16 protein-coding genes are annotated in these 23547 nt (G+C 65.4%); 6 read left to right on the forward strand and 10 right to left on the reverse strand.

The features are described 5' to 3' along the window. Window positions 1-196 precede the first annotated feature (196 nt). The gene (locus V8V93_RS19195; RefSeq protein ID WP_338668238.1) at window positions 197-853 is read right to left on the reverse strand and encodes a CBS domain-containing protein; all 657 of its coding nucleotides are present in this window, start codon (window positions 851-853) and stop codon (window positions 197-199) included. A 370-nt stretch (window positions 854-1223) separates the two neighbouring features. Between V8V93_RS19195 and V8V93_RS19200 the strand changes: the two genes are divergently transcribed. After that, a complete protein-coding gene (locus tag V8V93_RS19200; protein ID WP_338668240.1) occupies window positions 1224-2897 on the forward strand; it encodes a sensor domain-containing diguanylate cyclase in 1674 nt (557 codons plus the stop codon). Window positions 2898-2910: 13 nt separating this feature from the next. Here V8V93_RS19200 and V8V93_RS19205 read toward each other — a convergent pair whose 3' ends face one another. Then, entirely contained in the window at window positions 2911-5598 is a 2688-nt protein-coding gene (locus V8V93_RS19205; RefSeq protein ID WP_338668241.1) for a cobyric acid synthase, read from the reverse strand. A 132-nt stretch (window positions 5599-5730) separates the two neighbouring features. Continuing rightward, a complete protein-coding gene (locus V8V93_RS19210; RefSeq protein ID WP_338668242.1) occupies window positions 5731-6684 on the reverse strand; it encodes a hypothetical protein in 954 nt (317 codons plus the stop codon). Window positions 6685-6976: 292 nt separating this feature from the next. On the opposite strand from V8V93_RS19210, the gene V8V93_RS19215 reads away from it, so the two are divergent. Then, on the forward strand, window positions 6977-8998 hold the full coding sequence (locus tag V8V93_RS19215) for a molybdopterin-containing oxidoreductase family protein (RefSeq protein ID WP_338668243.1): 2022 nt from the start codon (window positions 6977-6979) through the stop codon (window positions 8996-8998). A 405-nt stretch (window positions 8999-9403) separates the two neighbouring features. On the opposite strand, the gene V8V93_RS19220 is transcribed toward V8V93_RS19215, so the two are convergent. Together V8V93_RS19220 and V8V93_RS19225 are read right to left on the reverse strand one after the other, a co-directional pair. Then, window positions 9404-11545, reverse strand: coding sequence for a xanthine dehydrogenase family protein molybdopterin-binding subunit (locus V8V93_RS19220; protein ID WP_338668244.1), 2142 nt, complete (start codon window positions 11543-11545; stop codon window positions 9404-9406). After that, window positions 11542-12006 carry a (2Fe-2S)-binding protein gene (locus V8V93_RS19225; protein ID WP_338668246.1) on the reverse strand — a complete coding sequence of 155 codons (465 nt, stop codon included), beginning with the start codon at window positions 12004-12006 and terminating at the stop codon, window positions 11542-11544. Before V8V93_RS19225 ends, V8V93_RS19220 begins: the two co-directional genes overlap by 4 nt. 247 nt (window positions 12007-12253) lie before the next feature. Here V8V93_RS19225 and V8V93_RS19230 point away from each other — a divergent pair, with 247 nt between their 5' ends. Both V8V93_RS19230 and V8V93_RS19235 read left to right on the forward strand, forming a co-directional pair. Continuing rightward, window positions 12254-13525 (forward strand): alpha/beta hydrolase, encoded by a 1272-nt coding sequence (locus tag V8V93_RS19230; RefSeq protein WP_338668247.1) that lies wholly within the window; start codon window positions 12254-12256, stop codon window positions 13523-13525. After that, window positions 13522-14322 carry an MlaA family lipoprotein gene (locus V8V93_RS19235; RefSeq protein WP_338668249.1) on the forward strand — a complete coding sequence of 267 codons (801 nt, stop codon included), beginning with the start codon at window positions 13522-13524 and terminating at the stop codon, window positions 14320-14322. The genes V8V93_RS19230 and V8V93_RS19235 overlap by 4 nt, the downstream gene beginning before the upstream one ends. Before the next feature lie 87 nt (window positions 14323-14409). Here V8V93_RS19235 and V8V93_RS19240 read toward each other — a convergent pair whose 3' ends face one another. The 3 genes from V8V93_RS19240 to V8V93_RS19250 form a co-directional block, all read right to left on the reverse strand. Next, entirely contained in the window at window positions 14410-15831 is a 1422-nt protein-coding gene (locus V8V93_RS19240) for a carbon starvation CstA family protein (protein WP_338668250.1), read from the reverse strand. Window positions 15832-15968: 137 nt separating this feature from the next. Next, on the reverse strand, window positions 15969-17669 hold the full coding sequence (locus V8V93_RS19245) for a LytS/YhcK type 5TM receptor domain-containing protein (protein ID WP_338668251.1): 1701 nt from the start codon (window positions 17667-17669) through the stop codon (window positions 15969-15971). 9 nt (window positions 17670-17678) lie between these two features. Continuing rightward, window positions 17679-18458, reverse strand: coding sequence for a LytR/AlgR family response regulator transcription factor (locus V8V93_RS19250; RefSeq protein ID WP_338668252.1), 780 nt, complete (start codon window positions 18456-18458; stop codon window positions 17679-17681). A gap of 353 nt (window positions 18459-18811) precedes the next feature. On the opposite strand from V8V93_RS19250, the gene V8V93_RS19255 reads away from it, so the two are divergent. Then, the gene (locus V8V93_RS19255; RefSeq protein WP_338668253.1) at window positions 18812-19477 is read left to right on the forward strand and encodes a YkgJ family cysteine cluster protein; all 666 of its coding nucleotides are present in this window, start codon (window positions 18812-18814) and stop codon (window positions 19475-19477) included. A 91-nt stretch (window positions 19478-19568) separates the two neighbouring features. On the opposite strand, the gene lepB is transcribed toward V8V93_RS19255, so the two are convergent. After that, window positions 19569-20189, reverse strand: coding sequence for a signal peptidase I (gene lepB / locus V8V93_RS19260; protein ID WP_338668254.1), 621 nt, complete (start codon window positions 20187-20189; stop codon window positions 19569-19571). Between the two features lie 24 nt (window positions 20190-20213). Beyond that, window positions 20214-22019, reverse strand: a complete 1806-nt coding sequence (gene lepA, locus V8V93_RS19265; protein WP_338668256.1) for a translation elongation factor 4 — start codon at window positions 22017-22019, stop codon at window positions 20214-20216. A gap of 372 nt (window positions 22020-22391) precedes the next feature. Here lepA and cfa point away from each other — a divergent pair, with 372 nt between their 5' ends. Next, window positions 22392-23546, forward strand: a complete 1155-nt coding sequence (cfa, locus tag V8V93_RS19270; RefSeq protein WP_338668257.1) for a cyclopropane fatty acyl phospholipid synthase — start codon at window positions 22392-22394, stop codon at window positions 23544-23546. Window position 23547 lies beyond the last annotated feature (1 nt).

Consider the following 23547-nt stretch of genomic DNA (forward strand, 5'->3'; position numbering starts at 1 on the left):
TCCGAGGGACGCGGCTGACGCCGAGGCGGTTGGACATGGAGATTTTTCCGGCCCCGACAGGGCCGGTCAGAGGTGGGATGCCCCCCTGTTTCGTGAAGAAGGGCTTACCCCCCGGCGCGGCACTGCCCTTGAAGGAAAGCGCAACGATGCGGCCGGCGGGAGACGGCGGCAATTGTGCCGCCGGATGGTCGGGCCTCTAGGACCACTCCTCCGCGAAATCCTCGGGAGTGACCAGTTTGTAGCCCCGGTCCTCCAGGGCCGCGGCGACCGTGGCCGGGTCTTCGGTGTCCATGCGGACGACCACGATGCGGCGTCCGCTGTAAAAGAAGGTGCCGGTGGAGATGATCGAGATCTTCATGTTGGCGATGACCCCGGCGACCTCGTAGAGCACGCCGGAACGGTCCTCCACCTCCAGGGTCAGGCGGCTGCCGCCCTCGCGGTAGCCCATTTCCTCGGCCAGGACGTCGAGCATGACGTTGCGGTTGATGTAGCCGATGAGCTCGCCGGTCTCGCCGACCACGGCCAGCCCGGCCAGGTTCATCTCGTACATCATGTCGGCCGCGCCCTCGATCTCGGTCTCCGGGGCCACGGTCTTGATGTCCGTGCGGTAGATCTTCTCCACCGTGAGCTTGCCCATCAGGTAGTTGATCTCGTGCTTTTCCAGGGACGTCATGATGCTGGGCAGGGCCGCCGAGATATCTTCCTTGCGCACGTAGCCGACCAGCTTGCCATCGTCGTCCACCACCAGGAGCATCCAGAGCTTATTGTCCTCAAGCTGCTTCTGGGCGTCCTTGACCAGCGTCTGGGGGGTAACCTTGACGAAGTCGCGAAGCATTTTCAGTCCGACGTACATGTATTCCTCCTTGGCAGCGCAGCGCGTGCTCTGTGTTCTGTGAGCGGCATGAATTCGTCCCGGTTGGATACACGTTTTCATTGCACGGCGCAATTCCAACCGTTGGCCGCGCACACTTCCGGCCAACTCCCTGCAAACCCGTTTTTCAACGGCAAGTCAATACCCGGACGCCCGCACGACCGGCGATCCCCCGCCCGGCAGACAGGGGGCAAGGACATCCTCCCGGACCGGACGGGCCGGACAAAGCCGCTTCGGTTCTTGACTTTTCTGAATTTCAAGGCACAATTTCAAAAGGGGAAAAGCGATGGTTCGGCCGGGGCAAACGGCCGCCGCGCGAGGGGAGAACGTTCGCGCCAGGGGGAACCGGCACATGTTTTTCAAGCAGAACAACCGGACCGACATCGGCAAGATGCCCGGAGAGGACCACCAAGTCGTCCGGGGGACCTTGCGGACCTTCATCGTCCTCCTTCTGACCGTGGGGGCTCTGCTCGCCCTGGGCGGGACCGTCCTCTACCGCATGGAACAAAGCGAATTCCTCGACAGGGTCGGCACCGTGGAGTTCGGCGCCCTGGACCAGCAGAGCGCGGCCATCGCCCGCGAACTCGACCGCCTCGTGGCCGATGTCCTGTACTTGTCCAAGCAGAACGAACTCATCCTGCTCCTGGACACCGGCGACCGCAAGGCGGTCCGGGACATGGAGCGGGAGTACCTGCAACTGGCCCGCAACCGCCGGGCCTACGCCCAAATCCGCTACATCGACGCCTCGGGCAAGGAAAAGGTTCGGGTCGACAGCCGCGACGGACGGACCTCGGCCGTGCCCGACGACCGGCTCCAGGACAAGAGCCAACGGTACTATCTCAAGGAATGCCTCGCCCTGGGCGAGGGGGGCATCTATCTCTCCCCGATGGACCTCAACATGGAGAACGGCGCGGTGGAGCGGCCGGCCCGGCCCATGCTGCGCATCGGCACGCCGGTCTTCGACTCCATGGGGCGCAAGCGGGGCATCGTCCTGATCAACTACAACGCACAGACCCTGCTGGACCGCATCCTGCGCACGGGCACCTCGTCCGTGGGGCAGAGCATGCTCCTCAACCGCAGGGGCTATTGGCTCCTGAGCCCGGACAAGAACAAGGAGTGGGGGTTCATGGCCCCGAAGACGCGCGACGTCAGCTTCGCCATGGAGCGGCCGGACGAGTGGAAGTGGATGCTCTCCAGGGAGCGCGGGCAGGTCGGCACCGACAACGGCCTGTTCACCTTCACCATGGTTCGCCCCCTGGACGAAATGCGGCAGTTCGGCATGCGGCTGCGCGGCGCGGACGACGAGCGCCCTGCCGCCGAGGCGTCCTCGCCCTATTTCTGGATGCTGGTCTCCAGGGTCCCGCCCGAGACCCTGGCACGGCACGCCCGCGCCCTGCTGCTCAAGCTGTTCACGGGCGGAGGCGCCCTCTTCCTTCTGATCGCCTTCGGTGCGTGGCACCTGGCCCTGGCCGTGTCCCGGCGGCGGCTGTACCAGGAACAGCTCGTGGCCGCGGCCATGTTCGACGCCCTGACCGGGCTGCCCAACCGCAAGCTCTTCTTCGACCGGCTGGAGGCCTCCCTGGCCCTGTCCATCCGATACGGCCGCAGGCTGGGCCTGCTCTACATCGACCTGGACGGCTTCAAGGCGGTCAACGACACCATGGGACACGAGGCGGGCGACGAACTGCTCAAGCGGGTGGGAAGGCTGCTGACCGGCTCGGTGCGCAAGTCCGACACCGTGGCCCGGCTGGGCGGCGACGAGTTCGTGGTTATGCTCAACGAAGTGACCAACCTGGGGGACGCGGCCCTGGTGGGCGAAAAACTCGTCTCGGCCCTGCGCGCGCCCATTACCCTCAAGACGGGCACCGCGACCATCAGCGCCAGCGTGGGCGTGTCCGTGTATCCCGAGAACGGCGAGTCCGCCGAGCTCCTGGTCCAGAAGGCGGACCAGGCCATGTACGCCTCCAAGCACAAGGGCAAGAGCACCTGCACCATGGCCGACTCATCCCGCTGCGCGGACGCCTGATCCCTTTCCCGAATCAATCGCCCATGCGCCGGAACAACGGGGCCTGGGCGCAGCAGCCCGACATGCCGAGCGAGCGGTAGACCGCGTCCATGTCCACGGCCTCGCGCACCACCGAGGCCAGGTGGTCCAGGGCATCCTCCAGGCCGAAGGCGGTCTGGACCGTCTCCAGGGGCGACAATCCCTTGTCCATGCGCAACTGGTCGATGAACCAGCGGCGGAACGGGTCCGCGTCGAACAGCCCGTGCAGGTAGGTGCCGAGCACCCGTCCGTCCGGGCGCATGTAGCCCAGCGGCTCGCCCGCGTTGTCGCGCAGGGCCACGCGCAGGTCGTCGGACAGCGGCTCGGTGCGGCCGTGGTGGATCTCGTAGCCGTGCACGCCGTGGCCCGAGGCCGAGTGGGTGCCGAAGGTGCGGGTCAGCGTCTTTTCCGGGGCCAGGGTCGTCTGGACCGGCAGGAGGTCGAAGCCCTCCACGCGGGTGGTCTCGGACTCCAGGCCGTAGGGGTCGTCCACGATGCGGCCGAGCATCTGGAACCCGCCGCAGATGCCGACGATGCGGGTACGGCCCTCGGCCAGCCCGCGCAGGACCGCGGCCATGCCCGTGCCCTTGAGCGCGCGCATATCCGGCACCGTGGACTTGGAGCCGGGGATGATCACCGCGTCCGGCGTGCCCACGTCGCGGGCGTCGGCCGCCACGCGCACGCGCACGTCCGGCTCGGCGTACAGCGGGTCGATGTCGTTGAAATTCGAGATGCGCGGCAGGTCCAGGACCACGATGTCCACGCACCGGTCCGCGGGCAGCTTGTCCGCCTCGGGCCGGAAGCCTTCCTTGAACGAAACCGAATCCTCCTCGGGCAGACCGAGCCCGTGGATGTACGGCACGGTGCCGAGCACCGGCTTGCCCGTGCGCTCGAACATCTGGCCGAAGGCCGGATCGAGGAGCGAGGCGTCGCCCCGGAAGCGGTTGATGACATAGCCCTCCACCAGGTTGCGCTCTTTCGGCGTGAGCAGGCTCATGGTCCCGACGATGGAGGCGAAGACCCCGCCCCGATCGATGTCGCCGGTGAGCAGAACCCTGGCCTTGGCGTAGTCGGCCATGGCCATGTTGACGATGTCGTGGTGCTTGAGGTTGACCTCGGCCGGGCTGCCCGCCCCTTCCAGGACCATGACGTCGTGCTCGTTGGCCAGGGAGTCGTAGGCCGCCTTGACCGCGTCGAAGGCGCGCGGCTTGTACTCCACGTACTCGCGCACGTTCATGTTGCCCACCGGCCGTCCCATGACGATGACCTGGGACCCGGTGTCCGAGCCGGGCTTGAGCAGCACCGGGTTCATGCGCACGTCCGGGTTCAGGCGGCAGGCCATGGCCTGGGTCACCTGGGCCCGGCCCATCTCCCCGCCCTGGTCCGTGACGTAGGAGTTGAGCGACATGTTCTGGGCCTTGAACGGGGCCACGTCGAACCCGTCCTGGAGCAGAATCCGGCAAAAGGCGGCCGCCAGCACGGACTTGCCCGCGTTGGAGCTGGTCCCCTGGATCATCAGGGCCGGGGTCTTGCGGGTGCGCCGGACCACCGGGCCACGCGCCGTGCCCGCCACCGCCTCCATGGCCCGGATGAGACGCTCGTTGTCCTCGCGGCCGCGCACGGCCACCCGGAACCATTTGTCGTCCAGGCCGGTGTAGTTGCCGCACAGCCGGATGCCGATGCGGTGCTCCATGAGCAGCCGCTCCTGGAGGGAGGCCGCGTCCCGGCCCACGCGGTCCATGCGGCAGAGCAGGTAGTTGGCCGCGCCGGGCAGGACCTTGATGCCCGGGACCTGCCTGAGCCCCGAGGCCAGGGACTCGCGCAGGAGCCGGGTCTGCTCGCGGGTCTCGGCAAGGTAGGCGTCGTCCCTGAGGCAGCGCTCGCCCACCCGCTGGGCCAGGGTGTTCACGGACCAGGCGGGCATGTTGTGGCGGATGCGCAGGATCACGTCCGGGTCGGCGAAGGCCAGCCCCAGGCGCAGGCCCGGAATGGCGTAGGACTTGGTCAGGGACAGCACGGTGATCACGTTGGACGGCCGGTCGCGGGTCAGCCGGTCGGCTGCGTTCTCCCCGTCCTGGGGCAGAAATTCGGCAAAGGACTCGTCCACCACGAAGGTGGACCGGGGGAACATGGCCGCCACCTCGCGCAGGTCGTTGGCGGACACCACGGTGCCGGTGGGGTTGTTGGGCGAGCACAGGAAGACCAGGGAGGGCGTGGCCAGGAGCGTGCCCATGGACGGGAAGTCCACCGTGAAGTCGTCGGCCAGCGGCGACTCGACCACGGGCAGCCGGTGGACCCGGCAGGACCGGGCGTAATCCACGTAGGTGGGCGAGGGGATGACCGCCTGGCGGAACCCCTTGAGCCCGGCGATGGCGAAGAGCAGCTCGGACGCGCCGTTGCCCGCCGCCACCTGGGTGGGCCAGACCTTGTAGCGCTCGGACGCGGCCATGATCAGCCGGGTGCACTCCGGGTCCGGATAGGCGTCCACTTCCTGCAACGCCTGCCCGACCACCTGCCCGAGCCACGGCGGCGGCCCCAGCGGATTCACGTTGGCCGAAAAGTCGAGGATTTCCTCCACCGCGCACCCGGCCGTCTCGGCCATGCGCCTGCGGTTCCCCCCATGGGCGAACCTCCGTTCGTCCAAGACCTCGGGTATCCCCGCGAAAAGATTCTGCTTATCCATGAAAACCCTGTCGCCTGCGCGTCAACTGTAGAAAATTTCGAGACTTTTCATCCGAATACGCGCAAAGCGGGCGGGTGTCCACTTCGGGGTGGTCACAACGATGCTGCCGCAAGGCCTTGGGCCAGCCTGCCGCTATGCCGAACGATAAGCTTCAATCCTTTTGAAGCACCTGTCCACTTCACCCTTTTTTTGCAGGTACGGGACGCATTTGTGCGGCGCCGAGAAGTAGTACAGCGACTTCACCCCGTACATGTAGGTGTAGGTAAAAGCCGTTGTGGGCATATTGCTGTCGATATAATTGAAAGTGTAGACTTTCCCTTCCTTGTCCTTCTTGATCTCGGTGATCAGCCAGGCATGGGCATCCAGCCCCTTGATCTGGAGCTTTACATAACCGATCCGTTTTTTCACTCCCACTTCCTGGTATATTTCCTCCATAAGAGCATGCAGGGTGTCCACGGTGGTCTCATATTCTCCGGCAAGACCGTTCAGCCACTGCAAGAGATACAATCCGTCCGTAAACTGCCATATGTTCAGGCAGCGCTGAATGGAAGATTGATAGGCCTCGGAGAACGCCGCGAAATTCGAGAACCCGGGAATCTCCACCACACGGTTCCCATAGCGGATCGCCTCGATGATTTCTTCCGCCTCCTCGTCCGAGCACCGCCTCCTGCCGGGCCTGTAGGTGGTCAGATAGAGCGCGGCCCTCTGGAATCTCGAATGCCACCAACAGACACCCCAGGAGAACAATCCCCCGGCGTTTTCGAACGCGAACAGGTTCTCATTGCCCGCAAAACATTCCTTGATACCCGCCAACCGGACAAAATACTCCGGGTTCACGGATTTCTCCACATACTCCTCTCTTGAAACCGAGGCAGGCTCGTGCGGCACCCCGAACTCTTTATCTCGCTCACCGAATGAATCCATGAACTCCTCGACGATGTGCTTTTTGGCATCATGGCTTCTTCGCAACCTTTCGCCTGCGGAGAGGAAAAAGGCTCGCTCGTTCTCATTCAACGTCGCGATGTCGTCGGCCAGATTGTCGTTCAGCACGTCCCTGGAAGGATACAGTTCATCGTAAAAAGCCATGCCCACACCCCCGTGTTTTAGCATTGCGCCCGGATCCGGACCAACCAATGACAATTACACAATCAGTACATGCTCACATGCTCCTTTTCAACAAAATGTCCGGCTTAAGCCATTGCCGTAAGGATTTCCCGGACATGGCCGGGCCGCGGGCGCCTTGCCCGGCCCACTGCCCCCCCTTCGACAAATCCGATTGGCAATCTCCCGGTGTTTGTGCGACCTTTTGCGGACGTCTCGTCATCCTTTTCGGCGGGGCGTCATCTCAAGACATCTCAAGATCAAGGCGGAGAGCATCATGTGGAAGCGCGCGGTTTGCACCAAGGACTGCCCGGACACCTGCGGCCTGCTGGTCCAGGTCGAGAACGGCACTATCACCAGGGTCAAGGGCGATCCGGCACACCCCTACACACAGGGGTTCATTTGCAAGAAAGGGGCGCGGTTCCCGGAGCACGTGCACGGCCCGGCGCGGCTGACCTCGCCGCTGAAGCGCACCGGCCCCAAGGGAAGCGGCGAGTTCAGCCCGATCACTTGGGACGAGGCCCTGGACGAGGTGGCCGCCAACATCCGGCGCGTGGCCGACGAGTTCGGGCCCGAGGCCATCCTGCCCTACTCCTATGCCGGGCACATGGGCATGGTCCACCGCAACTCGGGCCACGCCTTGTTCAACAAGCTCGGGGCGAGCGTACTCGACTACACCATCTGCGGCCCCGCGGCCACGGCCGGTTTCAAGGCCTCCCTGGGCGGCGGCCCGAGCACCGAGATCCAGGAGGCGGCACAGTCCGATCTCATCGTCATCTGGGGCAACAACACCCTGGTCACCAACGTCCACGCCTGGCCGCACTTCACCACGGCCCGCAAAAACGGCGCACGGATCATCGTCATCGACCCCTACCGCAACCCCACGGCCCGCGAGGCGGACGTCCACCTCATGCTCCGGCCCGGCACGGACGCGGCCCTGGCCCTGGCGGTCATGCACGTGCTCATCAATGAGGATATGCTCGACCACGATTTCATCCAGGCGCAGAGCATCGGCTTCGACCAACTCAAGGAACGCGTTCAGGAATGGCCGCCCGCCCGCGCCGCTGAAATCTGCGGCCTGTCCGAGTCCGAAATCGTCGAATTCGCCCACGCCTACGGCTCGGCCCGCGCCCCGTACATCCGCACGGGTTGGGGTCCGGCCCGGCAACTGGCGGGCGGCATGGCCATGCGGACCATCTCCCTGCTCCCGGCCCTGGTCAACGCCTTTGCCAAGCCCGGCGGGGGCATCACCCGCTCGCTCGGCGGCGCGCCCGGCAAGGCCCCGTCCCTCATCCGCGACGACCTGCGCCCGGCGGGCACGCGGACCGTGAACATGGTCCACTTGGGCCATGCCCTGACCCAACTTTCCGACCCGCCGGTCAAGCTGCTCTACAACTACCTGTCCAACCCGGCGGCCGTGGCGCCCCAATCGGCCCAGGTCATGGCCGGGCTGGCCCGCGAGGACCTGTTCACCGTGGTCCAGGAGATGTACATGACCGACACCGCCCGGTTCGCGGACGTCATCCTGCCCGGCGCGAGCTTCCTGGAGGTCGGCGACCTGTACCGCTGCTACGGCCACAACTACATCCAGGTCGCCCGGCCCGTCATCGAGCCCGTGGGCGACAGCCGCTCCACCCTGGCCATCTTCCAGGGGCTGGCCAAGCGGTTGGGCTACACCGAGGAGGTCTTCTCCCTGACCGAGGAACAGTGCATCGAGCGCCTCCTGGCCGAGTCCGCCGACTCCCCGTACATGGCGGGCGTGGACCTCGACGCCCTGCGCCGGGGCGAGCCGGTCCGGCTGAACATCCCGGCCAACCCCTTTGCCGGCGGCTTCAAGACCCCGTCCGGCAAGGTGGAGTTTTTCTCGCAGGCCATGGCCGACCAGGGGCTCGATCCGCTGCCCGACGGCACCCCGGTGCGCGACCCCGAGGGCGGCGACAAGTACCCGCTCGAATATCTCACTCCGCCCCACCCGCTGCTGCTCAACTCCGCCTTCAACGAGGTCGAGTCCATCCGCGAACGGAGCGGCGGGGCCAAGGTCCTCATCCACCCCGAGACCGCCGCCGCCCGGGGCATTACCCAGGGCATGGCCGTCCGCGTGTTCAACGGGCGCGGCTCCTGCGAAGCGAGGGCCGAGGTCACCGAGGACACCCGCCCGGACCTGCTCGTGGCCGAAGGGCTGCACCGGCGCGCCGTGCCCGGCACCGGCTCCAACCAATTGACCAGCCAGCGCCTGACCGACATGGGCAACACCTGCGCCTTCCACTGCAACCGGGTTGAAGTGGAGCCTGTCGGCTAGGGGGGCGGCTTCCGATAGCGGCGCATCTGCACATTTTTTCCGGGGGGCTTTCATCCTCACGTAGGAGGACTACGCTGCGGTGAAAGCCCCCCGGAAGAAAATGCACAGCTGCACCACTCTCGAAAGCCTATTCCGAGCGCGGGGGAAGAGCCGCTGTCGGGTGCTGGCGCACCCGAATCGCTCCAGAAAGAAGGGAAAGAGGTTCCCGGTTCATTGTTGAGCCGGGAATCTTTTTGTGCGCCCGCCCGCGAAGCGATAGAAAAAGTTCAGGAGGGAGAGGGATGGGGGTCCGGGGAAGGGGAGAGGGAAGCCCTTTTCAAAGGGTTCCCTTCTCCCTTCCCCGCGCCGGAGGCGATCAGAAAGCCGCCCTATGGGCGGCTTTTTTGATTATCCGATGCTCGGGGCCTAGGCCTTTTTCAACTTGGCGGTGTCCAGGGGGAGGTCGCGGAGGCGGACGCCGACGGCGTCAAAGATGGCGTTGGCCACGGCCGGAGCCACGGTGGGGACGCTGGGTTCCCCGATGCCGCCCGCCTTGGCGCCGCTGTCGACCATGTGGACCTCCACCTTTTCCGGCACCTGGGTCATGCTCAGGAGCGGGTAGCCGCTGTAGTTGGTCGAGGACACCCCGCCGTCGGCGAAGTGCATGGCCTCGTTGAGGGTCATGGACAGGCCGATGATCGCCCCGCCCTCCATCTGGGCCGTGAGCGCGTCGGGGTAGACCGAGACGCCGGAGTCGACCACGCAGACGAGCCGATGCACGGTGACCTGGCCGCTGGCGCGGTCAACCGAGACCTCGGCCATGTGCCCGGCCACGGACTCGAAGCAGTCGGTCAGGGCCACGCCGCGCCCCCTGCCGGGCGGAACCGGGCCGCCCCAGCCGGACTTCTCCGCCAGGGCGGTGAGCAGCTTATGGGGCCGGGAGCCCGGTTCGAGCAGGGCCAGGCGGAAGGCCACCGGGTCCTTGCCCGCCTTGCGGGCCAACTCGTCCATGAAGGATTCCACGGTGAAGACGTTGTAGGAATAGGCCACGGAGCGCAGCCAGCCCACGCGCATGGGCAGGTCGACGAGCACGTACTCGATCAACCGGTTGGGCAGCTTGTAGGGCATGTCGTTGAGCCCCTGGATGGACGAGGAGTCCATGCCGTCCTTGACCGCGTCGGGCCGCACCCGCGAGAAGATCGACGGGGAGGCGATCTTGTGCCGCCAGGCAGTGATGTTGCCCTGCGCGTCCAGGCCGCCCCGGATGGTGCAGACGCTGGCCGGGCGGTAGACGTCGTCCGAGAAGTCGTCCTCCCGGGTCCACATGACCTTGACCGGACGGCCGACCGCCTTGGACAGGGCCACGGCCTCGGTGACCACGTCCGATTCGATGCGCCGTCCGAACCCGCCGCCGCAGTAGGTGGTCATGACCTCGATCTTGTCCACGGGCAGCCCGGTGACCTCGGCGGCGGCCTGAAGCGAGGCGGTCTGGCCCTGGGTCGGGGCCCAGACGCGGCAGCGGTCCGCCTCGACAAAGGCCGTGCAGTTGGTCGGCTCCAACTGGGCATGGGACACGAAGGGCACCGAATACGAAGCCTCGACGGTCGTCGCGGCCCGACCCAGGGCCTTGTCCGCGTCGCCCTGGCTGAGGATGGCGCCGGGCCCGGCCATTTTCTTGTCGAAGAGGTCGGCAATGTACTTGTCGCTCAGGCCGGGCACGTCCCCCTTGGTCCACTTGGTGGCCAGGGCCTCGCGCCCCTTGAGCGCGGCGTGGGTGGTCTCGGCGAACACGGCGACCTTGCCGTCATAGGGCAGGATCTTGTGCACGCCCTTGACCGCCAGGGCCGCCTTTTCGTCGTAGGACTCGGGCTTGGCCCCGTAGCGCGGGGGGCGGTCCAACACGGCGATGAGCATGTCCGGGACGCGGGTGTCCAGGCCGAATCGGGTGCGGCCCTGGACCTTGTCGACCATGTCGAACCGCTGCCGGTAGGTGCCCATGATGGTGTAGTCGCCCGCGCTCTTGAACGGCGGATCCTTGGGGACCTCCTGTCTGGAGGCCGCGTCGGTCAGCCGCCCGTAGCTCAGGCTGCGCCCGTCCGGACCGTAGACCTTGCCGAATTCGGTGGAGCACTTGGCCGGGTCGACGTTCCACTGCGCGGCGGCCGCGCGCAGGAGCATCAGCCGGGCCGCGCTGCCCACCGAGCGCAGGAGGTCCCAGCGGTGGCGGATGCTGGTGCTCCCGGCGGTCAGCTGGACGCCCCATTTGGGGTCCTTGAACACGTCGGCGGCCAGGGCCATTTTGACCCCCACGCGGTTCCAGTCCGCGTCCAGCTCGTCGGCGATGATCATGGCGATGCCGGTCTGGGTGCCCTGGCCCAGGTTGGTCTGGCCTACCCAGACGGTGATGGCGTCGTCCGGGGCGATCTCCAGGAAGGCGTGGGGCTTGAAGTTCGCGGCGGCCGAGGCCGGGGAAAGGCTCACCAGGGTCGCGCCGCCGGGCACGGCGGCCACGGCCAGGACCAGGCAGCCGTTCTTCAGAAATTGTCGTCGGGTCAGCGATGCGGTCATGACTTGCTCCCCTTCTTCATGGTTTCAGCGGCCTGCTTCATGGCCGGGAGGACCCTCGGATGGGTGCCGCAACGGCAGGTGAAGTCGTCCATGGCCGAGGCCAGGCCCGCCTCGGACAGGTCCTTGGAGTGGGTCAGCACATCCACGGCCTGCAACATCATGCCGGGCTGGCAGTAGCCGCACTGGGGCACCTGGTTCTCGATCCAGGCCTGTTTCACGGGATGGTCGTCGGGCAGTCCCTCGATGGTCACCACCTTGCCTTTGCCCACGCTGGAGACCGGGGTTACGCAGGACCGCTCGGCCGCGCCGTCGATGAGCACGGTGCAGACGCCGCACATGCCCTCGCCGCAGCCGTACTTGACGCTGGTGACCCCGAGATCGTCGCGCAGGACCCACAGCAGCGGGGTATCCGGGTCGACGTCGACCTGCCGGTCCTTGCCGTTCACGTTGATGACAATCATGTTCCCTCCAAAGGTTTGGCTGATTGAAGAAGAGCGCCGGGACGCCCTGGACTTCCGATTACCGCCTTCATAGCATATTGTGTCCGTTCCGGCAGCATGTATCCGGCAAATAATCATCCTCACCCCTGGCACGGCGAAATCCGATGAGAACCGTGAGTATTCTCCGATATCATTGCTTTTCCCCCGGCCTCGGGCTAGTAAGGTCGGGCAATCCCGGCCCGGCCGGTCATTTTTTACCCGCGAGATTATGCGAACGGTCCTAGCCCTCATCCTTGCCCTCCTGCTCCTGCCCGCCGCCGTCCTGGCGGCCGAGGAGGAACAGCCGTACCCCTTCACGGACCCGTACCGGGCCACGGTGCTGGGCACGCCCGCCAAGCTGCGCTACCAGTTCAAGGCCCCGGTCCGGCCGGACGTCCGGGCCATCCGCATCGAGGGGCGGCGGGTGCCCGAGGTCTTCTCCTACAGCCGGGACATGTTCTTCACCACCGCGTTGCAGGACCACCCGGCCCCGCTCATGTTCGTCATCGCGGGCACGGGCGCGGAGCACAATTCGGGCAAGATGGCCTTCCTGACCCAGGTGTTCCACGAGGCCGGGTATCACGTGGTCGCCCTGTCCTCGCCCACGCACATGAACTTCGTCATCAGCGCCTCGGAACACGGGGTGCCGGGCTACGCGCCCTATGACGTGGCCGACCTGGACCGGGTCATGGGCTGGGTCCGCGAGGAGCTGGCCAAGGAGTGCACGATCACCGGGTACAGCGTGGCCGGGTACAGCCTGGGCGGCCTGCACGCGGCCTTCCTGGCCGAGATGGACGCCGCAACCCACGAGTTCGGCTTCGAGCACGTGCTGATGATCAACCCGCCCGTGTCCCTGTACCGCTCGGTGACCCGGCTGGACTCCTGGCTGACCGAGGAGAACCTGGGGCGGACCACGGTGCACCACGAGATCGAGGGGTTCATCGACCGCTTTTCCGACTATTACCTGCACGCCGACGTGACCGACCTGGACGACGATTTCATGTACGACATGATCACGGACATCGGGCTCAAGGAGCGGGACTTCAAGACCCTGATCGGGGCCGCCTTCCGGGTCTCGTCCGCGTCCATGATCTTTTCCTCGGACGTCTGCCTGCGGGCCGAGTACCTGGTTCCGCCGGAGAACTATCCGCTCAAGACGTCCAGTACGCTGCTGCCCTATGCGCGGCAGGCCTTCGACATCCCCTTCGAGAGCTACCTGGACGAATACCTGCTGCCCTTTCTGCGCTACAACGACCCGACCATGACCCGGGCCGAGGCGATCCGGCGCTCCAGCCTGGAATCCATCCGGGACTGGCTGGCGAAGACGGACAAGGTCGTGGTGGTGGGAACCCGAGACGACGTCATCCTGGACGAACAGGACGTGCGCTTCCTGGAAACGGTCTTCGGCGACAGGGCGCACCTCTTCAAGCACGGCGGCCACTGCGGCAACATGATGACCCCGGCGTTCGTCCGGGTGATGCAGGAACTGGTGCAGCCGTGAGCGCGCGTACGGGGTTCAAACTTCTCCCGGCCTTGCTGGTCCTGATGCTCCTGGGCAGCTGCGGGCCCAAGGTGGTGGACGTGACCGACCCGCAGGCCGGGCTCGCGCCCTCCGGGTTCCGGACCACGGTGCACCACTGGCCCAAGGAGAACTCGCAGGCCCTGCGCTTCCTGGACATCTACGACCCGTGGGAGCCCATGAACCGCAACCTGTACGAGGTCAACGCCACCCTGGACAAGTACGTCATGCTCCCGGCGGCCAACGTGTACAAGCTCGTCCTGCCCGCGCCCGTCCGCTCCGGGATCAAGAACTTCTTCGCCAACCTCAACGAGCTGCCCACCGCGTTCAACAGCCTATTGCAAGGGCGCTTCCGGAAAGTGGGCATCTCGTTCTCGCGCTTTCTGATCAACTCCAGCTTCGGCCTGCTCGGCGTGCGCGACCTGGCCTCGCGCAACAAGAAGCTGCCCCGCCAGAACGAGGACGTGGGCCAGACCCTGGGCTACTGGGGCATCGGCCCGGGCCCGTACTTCATTATGCCGCTCATGGGCCCGTCCAACGTGCGCGACACCGTGGGCTTCGGCGGCGACATCCTGGTTCTGTACGTGGAGGTGGAGATGCTCTACCAGGCCGCGGGCATCGAGGACGGCACCCCCCTGGACATGACCGACCTGGTCCTGCGCGGCCTGAACATCCGCGCCAACACCGCTTTCAGCTACCACTCCACCGGCTCGCCCTTCGAGTACGAGATGGTCCGGTTCATCTACACCAAGAAGCGCGAGCTGGACATCCAGCGGTAGCGCCCTTCGCATCCGACGCGAAAGGGCCCGCTCCTTCCGGAGCGGGCCCTTTCTTATTGCAATGCCTGTCGAGCCCGTTGCGGCCGGCTAGGCGGAGGTCTCCACGACGGTCTTTCCGGAGAAGACGTACTTGAAGAGGAAGATGGCGAACACGACCGCCGCACCGATGAGGCCGATGATCACGGAGGTGTCGTAATCCAGGCCGAACCCGATCTTGGCGTTGGCGATGAAGGTCACGCACACCGCGGTCATGAAGGTGGCCGGCAGGGTGGCGATCCAGTGCAGCTTGCCGCGCTGGGCCAGGTAGGCAGCGGACGCCCACAGGACCAGGGCGCTCAGGCACTGGTTGGAGAAGCCGAAGTACCGCCAGATGGTCGAGAAGTTCTGGGTGGAGATGACGTAGCCGATGACGAACAGCGGCACGGAGATCAAGAGGCGCTTGGAGACGGCCTCCTGCTTCATCTTGAAGGTCTCGGCCACGATCAGGCGGGTGGACCGGAAGGCGGTGTCGCCGCTGGTGATGGGCAGGACGATGACGGCCAGGATGGCCAGCCCGCCGCCGATGGTGCCGAGCAGGGAGTGGGAGATCTCGGCCACGACCGCGGACGGGGAACCGGCGGCGATGACCGCGGACAGGGCCTGCGGGTTGTCGTAGAAGGACACGCCCAGCGCACACCAGATCAGACCGATGATGCCCTCGATGATCATGGAGCCGTAGAACACGGCGCGGCCCTGGCGCTCATTCTCGACGCAGCGGGCCATGAGCGGGGACTGGGTGGAGTGGAAGCCGGAGATCGCGCTGCACGAGATGGTGATGAAGAGCAGCGGCCAGATGGGCTTGTCGGCCGGGTGCATGTTGCTGAAGTTGAGGTTGGGCAGGACCTGGTGGCCGGAGAACATCAGGGCCACGAACAGGGCGGTGGTCATGGCCAGGAGCAGGAAGCCGAGCAACGGGTAGATGCGGCCGATGATCTTGTCGATGGGCAGGATGGTGGCCAGGAAGTAGTAGCCGAAGATGCAGGCGACCAACAAGCCGGTGTTGATGCCGGTCAGGCCGTTCAGGAGCTTGGCCGGGGAGAGCACGAAGACCACGCCGACGAGCATGAGCAGGATGAACGAGAACAGACGCATGACCTGGCGCGCGGGCATGCCGAGGTACTCGCCGACGACCTCGGGGATGGACGCGCCGTTGTTGCGCACGGAGAGCATGCCGGAAAAGTAGTCGTGCACCGCGCCGCCGAAGATGCAGCCGATGACGATCCAGATCATGGCCACGGGGCCGTAGAGTGCGCCCAGGATGGGGCCGAAGATGGGGCCGATGCCCGCGATGTCGAGCACCTGGATGAAGATGAGCTTCCACTTGGGCATGACCATGTAGTCGATGCCGTCGGCCATGGCGATGGCCGGGGTGACGCGGTTCTCATCCGAACCGAATACGCGGTCCACGAACGTGCCGTAGATGAAATATCCAGCGATGAGAAGGGCTATGCAGCCGAAGAAAAATAGCATGTTTCACAACCTCCGATGAAAATGTTACGCCGCCGAGCGGCGATTTTTCTATAGGAGGTTTCGCAAAGGCGATGCGACGGTTTCCGTCTGAACCGACCTTTTCCCTGTCTGAAAAACCGTATCGCTTGATTGAGCGGTCAGGCACGATTCGGCACATGGAGCACGATGGTCGTGCCCCGGCCGGGGGTGCTGTCCACCATGGGGGCGAACTGGCGGCCGTAGATATGCTCCATGCGGCTTAAACAGTTGCGCATGCCGATGCCGCCGGTCACGGAGTCGGCGCACTCGGTGTTCAGGACGCGGTCCAGGGTCTCCCGGTCCATGCCCACGCCGTCGTCGGCCACGCTGACTTCGAGACAGCCGTTCTCGTAGCGGGCGGTGAGCCGGACCGTGCCGCCCTGCTCGCGGCCGAGCACGCCGTGGCGGATGGCGTTCTCCACCAGGGGCTGGATGGTCAGCGGCGGGATGGGCCAGTCCTCGCACCCGGCCTCCACGTCCGAGACCACCTGGATGCGGTCGCCGAAGCGGGCCTGTTCGATGGCCAGGTAGGAGCGCACCTGCTCCAGTTCCTCGCTCAGGGGGATGAACCCCCGGCTGAGGTCCAGGTTGCGGCGCATGTACAGGGACAGGTCCATGAGCAGCTCGCGGGCGCGCTCGGAGTTGGTCCGGCAGAACGAAGTGATGGTGTTCAGGGAGTTGAACAGGAAATGCGGGTTGATCTGGGCGTGCAGGCGGCGGATCTCGGCGTGGGCCAGCATCTGCTCCTTGATCTGGATGTCTTCCAGCTCCACCTGGGTGGAGAAGAGGTTGGCCAGCCCGTTGGCCACCTCGAACAGGGTGGCGTTGAGGGGCCGCTCGCGGCTGCCGTAAAACTTGAGCGTGCCCACGATCTCGTCGTTCTTCTTGAGCGGCACGATGATGGCCGAGGTCATGGGGCAGTCGGCGTGGTTGCAGCCGATGTCGTCGGCGCTGTGCAGGAAGGTGGACTGGCCCGTGCGGACCACTTCGCGCGTGGCGTTGGTGCGGATCTCGCACCCGGCCAGGTGGTGGTCGTCGCCCGCCCCGATGTGCGCGAGCACGTCGCGGGTGTCGGTGATGGCCACGGCGGCCACGCCCACCCGGTTGTAGATGATCTCGGCCGTGGCCGCGGCGGTCTCCAGCGACAGCCCCAGGCGCAGGTAGCTGACCGCCATGTTGGCGATGTCCAGGATGATCTGGGCGTGCAGGGACTCGCGCCGCTCGCGGTCGCGGGAAAACAGGTTGATGACCTCCACGAACAGGGCCGCGCCGAAGGCGTTGACCAGGATCATGGGCGGGGCGATGAGCTTGACCAGCTCCCACGCCTCGGGCAGCGGCCGGGACATGAGCAGGAGCAGGCCCATGTGCATGACCTCGCCCACCAGGGCCAGGGCCGAGGCCATCCGCCAGTTCATGGCCCTGTCCCCGTATTTCCAGGCGATCATGCCCGCCGCGAAGCCCTCGATGGCCGTGGAGATGCCGCAGGGATAGGCGCTGAACCCGTGCAGGTCGAAGAGAATGCGGTGCACCCCGGCGATGAGCCCGGCGCCGATGCCGACCACCGGCCCGCCGAACAGGCCGCCGGAGATGACCACCATGGCGCGCAGGTTGGCCACGGAATCGAAGACCGCGTTGCCGGTGTAGGTGCCGAGGATGCCGAGCAGGCCGAACAGGATGGTCACCAGGACCGTGCGCAGCTTCGAGCTCTCGCTGGTGAAGTGCATGCGCCGCACGGGCATGATGGTCATGAACAGGAAGACCACGCCCACCATGAGGCCGAACCGCTCGGCCAGGGTCAGGATGATTTCAAAGGTGTTCACCGCGTTCTCCTACAGCGCCATGGCGTCCTTGAACGGCCGCACGCGCGCCTTGCTGACCGTGATCTCGGTCTCGGCCTCGTCGCGCATGGTCAGCACGTATTTGCCGTTGAACCACGGGGCATAGGTTCGGACCAGGGCCAAGTTGACCAGTTGGGAACGGTTGGCCCGGAAAAAGGGAAACCCCTCCAGCCGCTCTTCGAGGCGGTCCAGGGTCAGGTCGCAGGCACAGGGGTAGACGGCGCTGCGCGTTCCGGCGTGGACCCTGCGGTTCTCGTAGTTGAAGTAGACGATTTCCTGGGGGCTCAGGAGGATGTTGCGCCCTGAGTGTTCCACGCTGATGCGCGTCACGCCCGGCTTGATGCCCGCGCCCGCCAACAGCCTGCGCAGGACCTCGCTCGACTCGCGGGTCTCGCTGGCCGCCAGCCGCTTGCGCACCCGGTCCAGGCTGTCGGCCAGCCGCTTGGGGTCCACGGGCTTGAGCAGGTAGTCCACCGCGTTCTCGTCAAAGGCGCGGATGGCGTACTCGTCGAACGCGGTGACGAATACGACCAGGGGCTGGCGCTCCATGGCCATGACCTCCTGGAGCACGGAAAACCCGTCTCGGCCCGGCATCTGGATGTCCAGGAAGACCAGGTCCGGCCGCTTGGCCGCGATGGCCTTGGCCGCGTCCGCCGCGTTGCCCGCCGTGCCGACCACGTCGATGTCGGCGTGGGACGAGAGCAGATAGTTCAGTTCGTCCTGGGCGGGCGGCTCGTCGTCCACCAATATGGTCCGTATGATGTTGTTCATAATCATTCCTGCGTACGGGGCACGCAAGGACGAAGTAAGGCATGCGCGGCCGGTTGGCAAGTCCGCTTCTCCGTGGAAGGCCACACCGGGATAAATCGCCCCGCCCCCGCGCCAACTATCTCTTGACAACCCACCCCCTCTGACCCGAAGGAGGTAATGGAGGGAAGCCCCTCCTCAGTCCACCACAACTTCAGAGGTGACCCATGGCCGCCCGCTCCCGTTCCAAGACCGGTAAGGCAAAGCGTTCGTTACGGCGTCCGGCCCGACCCGGACCGGGACTTCCCCCGGCGTCCCCCGAGGCGCAGCGGGAGACTTTGGCCGACCGTCTCTCGCGGGAGCGCATGGAAGCCTTCATGACTGCCCTGCGCCCGCAGGGAGAAGCCCCCGACCATCCGGTCAAGGCGCTGCACGACGCCGTGCGCGAGGCGTATGCCGTGTGCGAGTCCATGCTCGACGAGCTCCAGCTGGACCCGCCCCTGGCCTGCAAGCGCGGCTGCATCCACTGTTGCTACAACCAGGTGGCCCTGACCGAACCCGAGGCCCTGTTCCTGGGGCTGCACCTGCTGGGGACGCGCTCCCCGGAGCGGCTGCGGGACCTGGCGAACCGGGCGCGGGCCCTGGCGGACGGGCTCAAGGGCAAGAGCTGGCGGGAGATCGGCATGATGCGCCACCGGCTGCCCTGCCTGTTCCTGGAGGACGGCGGCTGCTCGGTCTACCCGGCCCGCCCCCTGGCCTGCCGGGGCTGGAACTCGGTGGACGAGAAGATGTGCCTGCGCAGCAACCTGTCCGGGGACGCCCTGACCCCCATCGAAAACCACCCCATCGTGCGGGAAATCGCGGACGGTATCCAAAGCGGCCTGCTGCGCGGTGCAAGCGCCTTTGGACTTGAAGCTGGCTACCTGCTCATGGCCCGCGCCACGGCCCTGCTCCTGTCGGGTGACCCGGAACAAGGAATCATGGACACCACCGCCGACTGGCTGGACGGCAAGCCGTTCTTCGGACGCAAGGCCAAGTGGTGACTTCGCAGCCGGGGGCGAAGGAAAGCGAAAATCGCGCACAAAAAAGCCGCTCCGAAGAGCGGCTTTTTTCATTCCGACCGGTAACCGGCACCTAGTTCAACAACGTGCCGATTCGGTTGAATCTGATATCTGTCAGGGAGCCCCAGGACCAGTAGATGACCAGGGCCTTGCCCACGATCTTGGAACGTTTCACCGGGCCCCACCAGCGGGAGTCGTAGGAGCCCTCGCGGTTGTCGCCCATGACGAAGTACTGGCCTTCGGGGATGACCACCGGGCCGAAGTTGTCGCGCACGGGCATGGTATCGGCCTTGGTGTGCAGCACGTACGGCTCGTCCAGGGGCTGGCCGTTGATGTAGACCACCTTGTTGCGCACCTCCAGGGTCTCGCCCGGCAGGCCGATGACGCGCTTGATGAAGTCCTTGGACTCGTCCTCCGGGAACAGGAAGACGATGATGTCCCCGCGCTTGGGGTCGCCGGTCTTCATCAACACCTTGCCGTCCGTGGTGTCGAGCCAGATGTCGGACGGCAGGCGCACGTCGTAGGCGAACTTGGAGACCAGCAGATGGTCGCCGATCTGGAGCGTCTCAAGCATGGACCCGGACGGTATCTTGAAGGCCTGGACGATGAAGGCGCGGATGACGAAGGCCAGGAGCAGAGCCACCACGATGGCTTCCAGCGTATCACGAAACGATTTGAGAGAGCTTTGTGTCATGGGATTCCTTGTTGGGAGGGCCGACTAATCTTCGTCGGCTTTCAGTACGGACAGGAACGCTTCCTGAGGGATTTCCACGTTGCCCATGCGGCGCATGCGCTTCTTTCCCTCCTTCTGCTTTTCCAACAACTTGCGCTTCCGGGTGATGTCGCCGCCGTAGCACTTGGCGGTGACGTCCTTGCGGAAGGGAGCATTGCGTTCCTTGGCAACGATCTTGTTGCCGATGGCGGCCTGGATGACCACCTCGAACATCTGGCGCGGGATGCTGCGCTTGAGTTTGAGCGCGAGCGAGCGGCCGATGCGGGCGGAGTTCTCGCGGTGCACGATGCAGGAGAAGGCGTCCACGGGGTCGCCGTTGATCAGAATGTCCAGCCGGACCAGGTCCGCCTCGCGGTAGTCGATGACCTCGTAGTCGAGGGACGCATACCCCTTGGTGGAGGATTTCAGTTTGTCGAAGAAGTCGTACATGACCTCGGCGAACGGCATCTCGTAGGTGATGACCACGCGCGTGGAGGTGATGTAGGCGATGTTCTTCTGGATGCCCCGCTTTTCCTCGCACAGGGCCAGGACCGCGCCCACGTACTCGTTGGGCACGTGCACCTCCAGGCGCACGTACGGCTCGCGGATGGCCTTGATGCGGGTCGGGTCCGGCAGCTTGGACGGGTTGTCGATGATCAGGTCCTCGTCGGTCACGGTGGTAACCTTGTAGATGACCGACGGGGCCGTGGTGATCAGCCGGGCCTCGAACTCGCGCTCCAGGCGTTCCTGGATGATCTCGATGTGCAGAAGCCCCAGGAAGCCGCAGCGGAAACCGAAGCCGAGGGCCTGGGAGGTCTCGGGCTCGTAGGTGAAGGCCGCGTCGTTGAGCTGGAGCTTTTCGAGCGCCTGCTTGAGGGTCTCGTATTCGGCGGGCTCCACCGGGTACAGGCCGGAGAAGACCATGGGCTTGACCGGCTTGAAGCCGGGGTACGGCACGGCCACCGGGTTGTCGGCCAGGGTGATGGTGTCGCCCACCGGCGCGTCGCCGAGTTCCTTCATGGAGGCGCACAGGAAGCCGACCTCGCCGGGGCCCATCTCCTTGATGTCCTTGGCCTCGGGCATGAACGCGCCCAGCCGGGTGACCTCGAAGGCCTTGCCGCTCGAGAATATCCTGATCCGGTTGCCCTTTTTCAGGGTGCCGTCGATGATCCGGAAGAGGACCACCACGCCCTGGTAGGAGTCGTACCAGGAGTCGAAGATGAGCGCCTTGAGCGGCGCGTCCGGGTCGCCCGAAGGCGGCGGCAGCAGATGGATGACCGCGTCCAGGACCTCCTGCACGTTCAGCCCGGTCTTGGCCGAAACCATGATCGGGTTGGAGCAGTCCAGGCCGATGACCTCCTCGATCTCGCGGCTGATGCGCTCGGGGTCGGCGCTGGGCAGGTCGATCTTGTTCAGCACCGGGATGACCTCGAGGTCGTTGTCCAGGGCGAGGTACACGTTGGCCAGGGTCTGGGCCTCCACGCCCTGGGTGGAGTCCACCACCAGGAGCGCGCCCTCGCAGGCGGCCAGGGACCGCGAGACCTCGTAGGAGAAGTCCACGTGGCCCGGCGTGTCGATGAGGTTGAGGATGTATTTGGTCCCGTCGTGATCGGTGTACGGGATGCGCACGGTCTGCGCCTTGATGGTGATGCCGCGCTCGCGCTCCAGCTCCATCTTGTCCAGATACTGGTCCTTTTTCTCGCGGTCGCCGACCATGCCGGTGATCTCGAGAATGCGGTCGGCCAGCGTCGACTTGCCGTGGTCGATGTGGGCGATGATGCTGAAATTGCGTATTTTATCGATCTTACTCATGATTTCCATTTGTAATGGGAATTTTCCGCCGGGCAAGGGACAAGACCCCGTCCACCGGGCGCCGGAATGGTCTTGTAAGGCATTTGCCCCCGGCTGTCCAACATATATGGCCTCCGGAGGCCCGGCGCAACGCTGTGCAGAACCTTGCCGGTTTCGGCCGCCTCCCCGGCGGGCGGCCCGCGTCTGCCGGAACCGGACCGGATGAAAACCGGGAGTATTATGTCTTTTCAGGTACATTTGAGAGTAGTCGTTTTTTTCCGGCACCCCCTCTTGTTCCAGGCCTGGCAAAGTGTTACGTAGGCCCTAAACACGAAAAAACATGCCCGGAGCGCGGGAGGGAAGGCGCCGGGCCATGTGCAAGGAGTCTTCGAGATGTCTGCAAGCAGAGCGATATTGTCCGACCTCTTGGCCGAGGCGGGCGTGGCGGTGAACGGGAGCGACCCGTGGGATATCCGGGTCAAGGACGAACGGCTTTTCCACGACATCCTGCTCAGGAAGAACCTGGGCCTGGGCGAGGGGTACATGCGCGGCTGGTGGAACTGCGAGCGGGTGGACGAGTTCATCTGCCGCGTGCTCAAGACCGGCGTGGAAAACCGGGTGCGCGACTCCTGGCGGCTCATCGCCAAGGCGCTGCCCGCCCTGGTCTGCAACCTGCAAAGCCTGTCGCGGGCCAAAATCGTGGCCCAGCGCCACTACGACCTGGGCAACGACCTGTTCCAGGGGTTCCTGGACCCCCACCTGCAATATAGCTGCGCCTACTACAAGGGCATGAACGGCTGCCCCGAGACCCAGACCGACGAGGAGGTCTCCCGCGACCTGGAACGGGCGCAGGAGGCCAAGATGCGGCTCATCTGCGACAAACTGGAGCTCAAATCCGGCGACCGGGTCCTGGACATCGGCTGCGGCTGGGGCGGGCTGGCCCGGTTCATGGCCGAGGAGCGCGGCTGCTCCGTGGTGGGCGTGAACATCTCGAAAGAGCAGATCGCCTTCGGGCGCGAGTTCTGCGCAGGCCTGCCCGTGGATATCCGCGAGGCGGACTACCGGCTCCTGAACGAGACCTTCGATAAAATCGTCTCGGTCGGCATGTTCGAGCACGTGGGCCCCAAGAACTACCCGGACTTCATGCGCACCGTGGACCGCTGCCTCAAGCCGGACGGCCTGTTCCTGCTGCACACCATCGGCAGCAACACCTCGGGGCCGGGCCTGGACCCGTGGATCGCCACCTACATCTTCCCCAACGGCTGCCTGCCGTCCATCGCCGAGGTCTCCAAGGCCGCGGAAAAGCACTTCGTCCTGGAGGACCTGCACAACTTCGGCCCCTACTACGACCGCACCCTGATGAGCTGGCTGCGCAACTTCCGCCACGCCTGGCCCGACCTTCGCGACAAATACGGCGACCGCTTCAAGCGCATGTGGGAATACTATCTACAATCCTGCGCCGGGGCCTTCCGGGCCAGGGACATCCAACTGTGGCAGTTCGTGTTCTCGCCGGTCGGCAGGAAACAGCCCGAGTGCCGGTGGGGGTAGG

The sequence above is a fragment of the Pseudodesulfovibrio sp. 5S69 genome (assembly GCF_037094465.1).
GTDB classification, from domain to species: Bacteria; Desulfobacterota; Desulfovibrionia; order Desulfovibrionales; family Desulfovibrionaceae; genus Pseudodesulfovibrio; species Pseudodesulfovibrio methanolicus.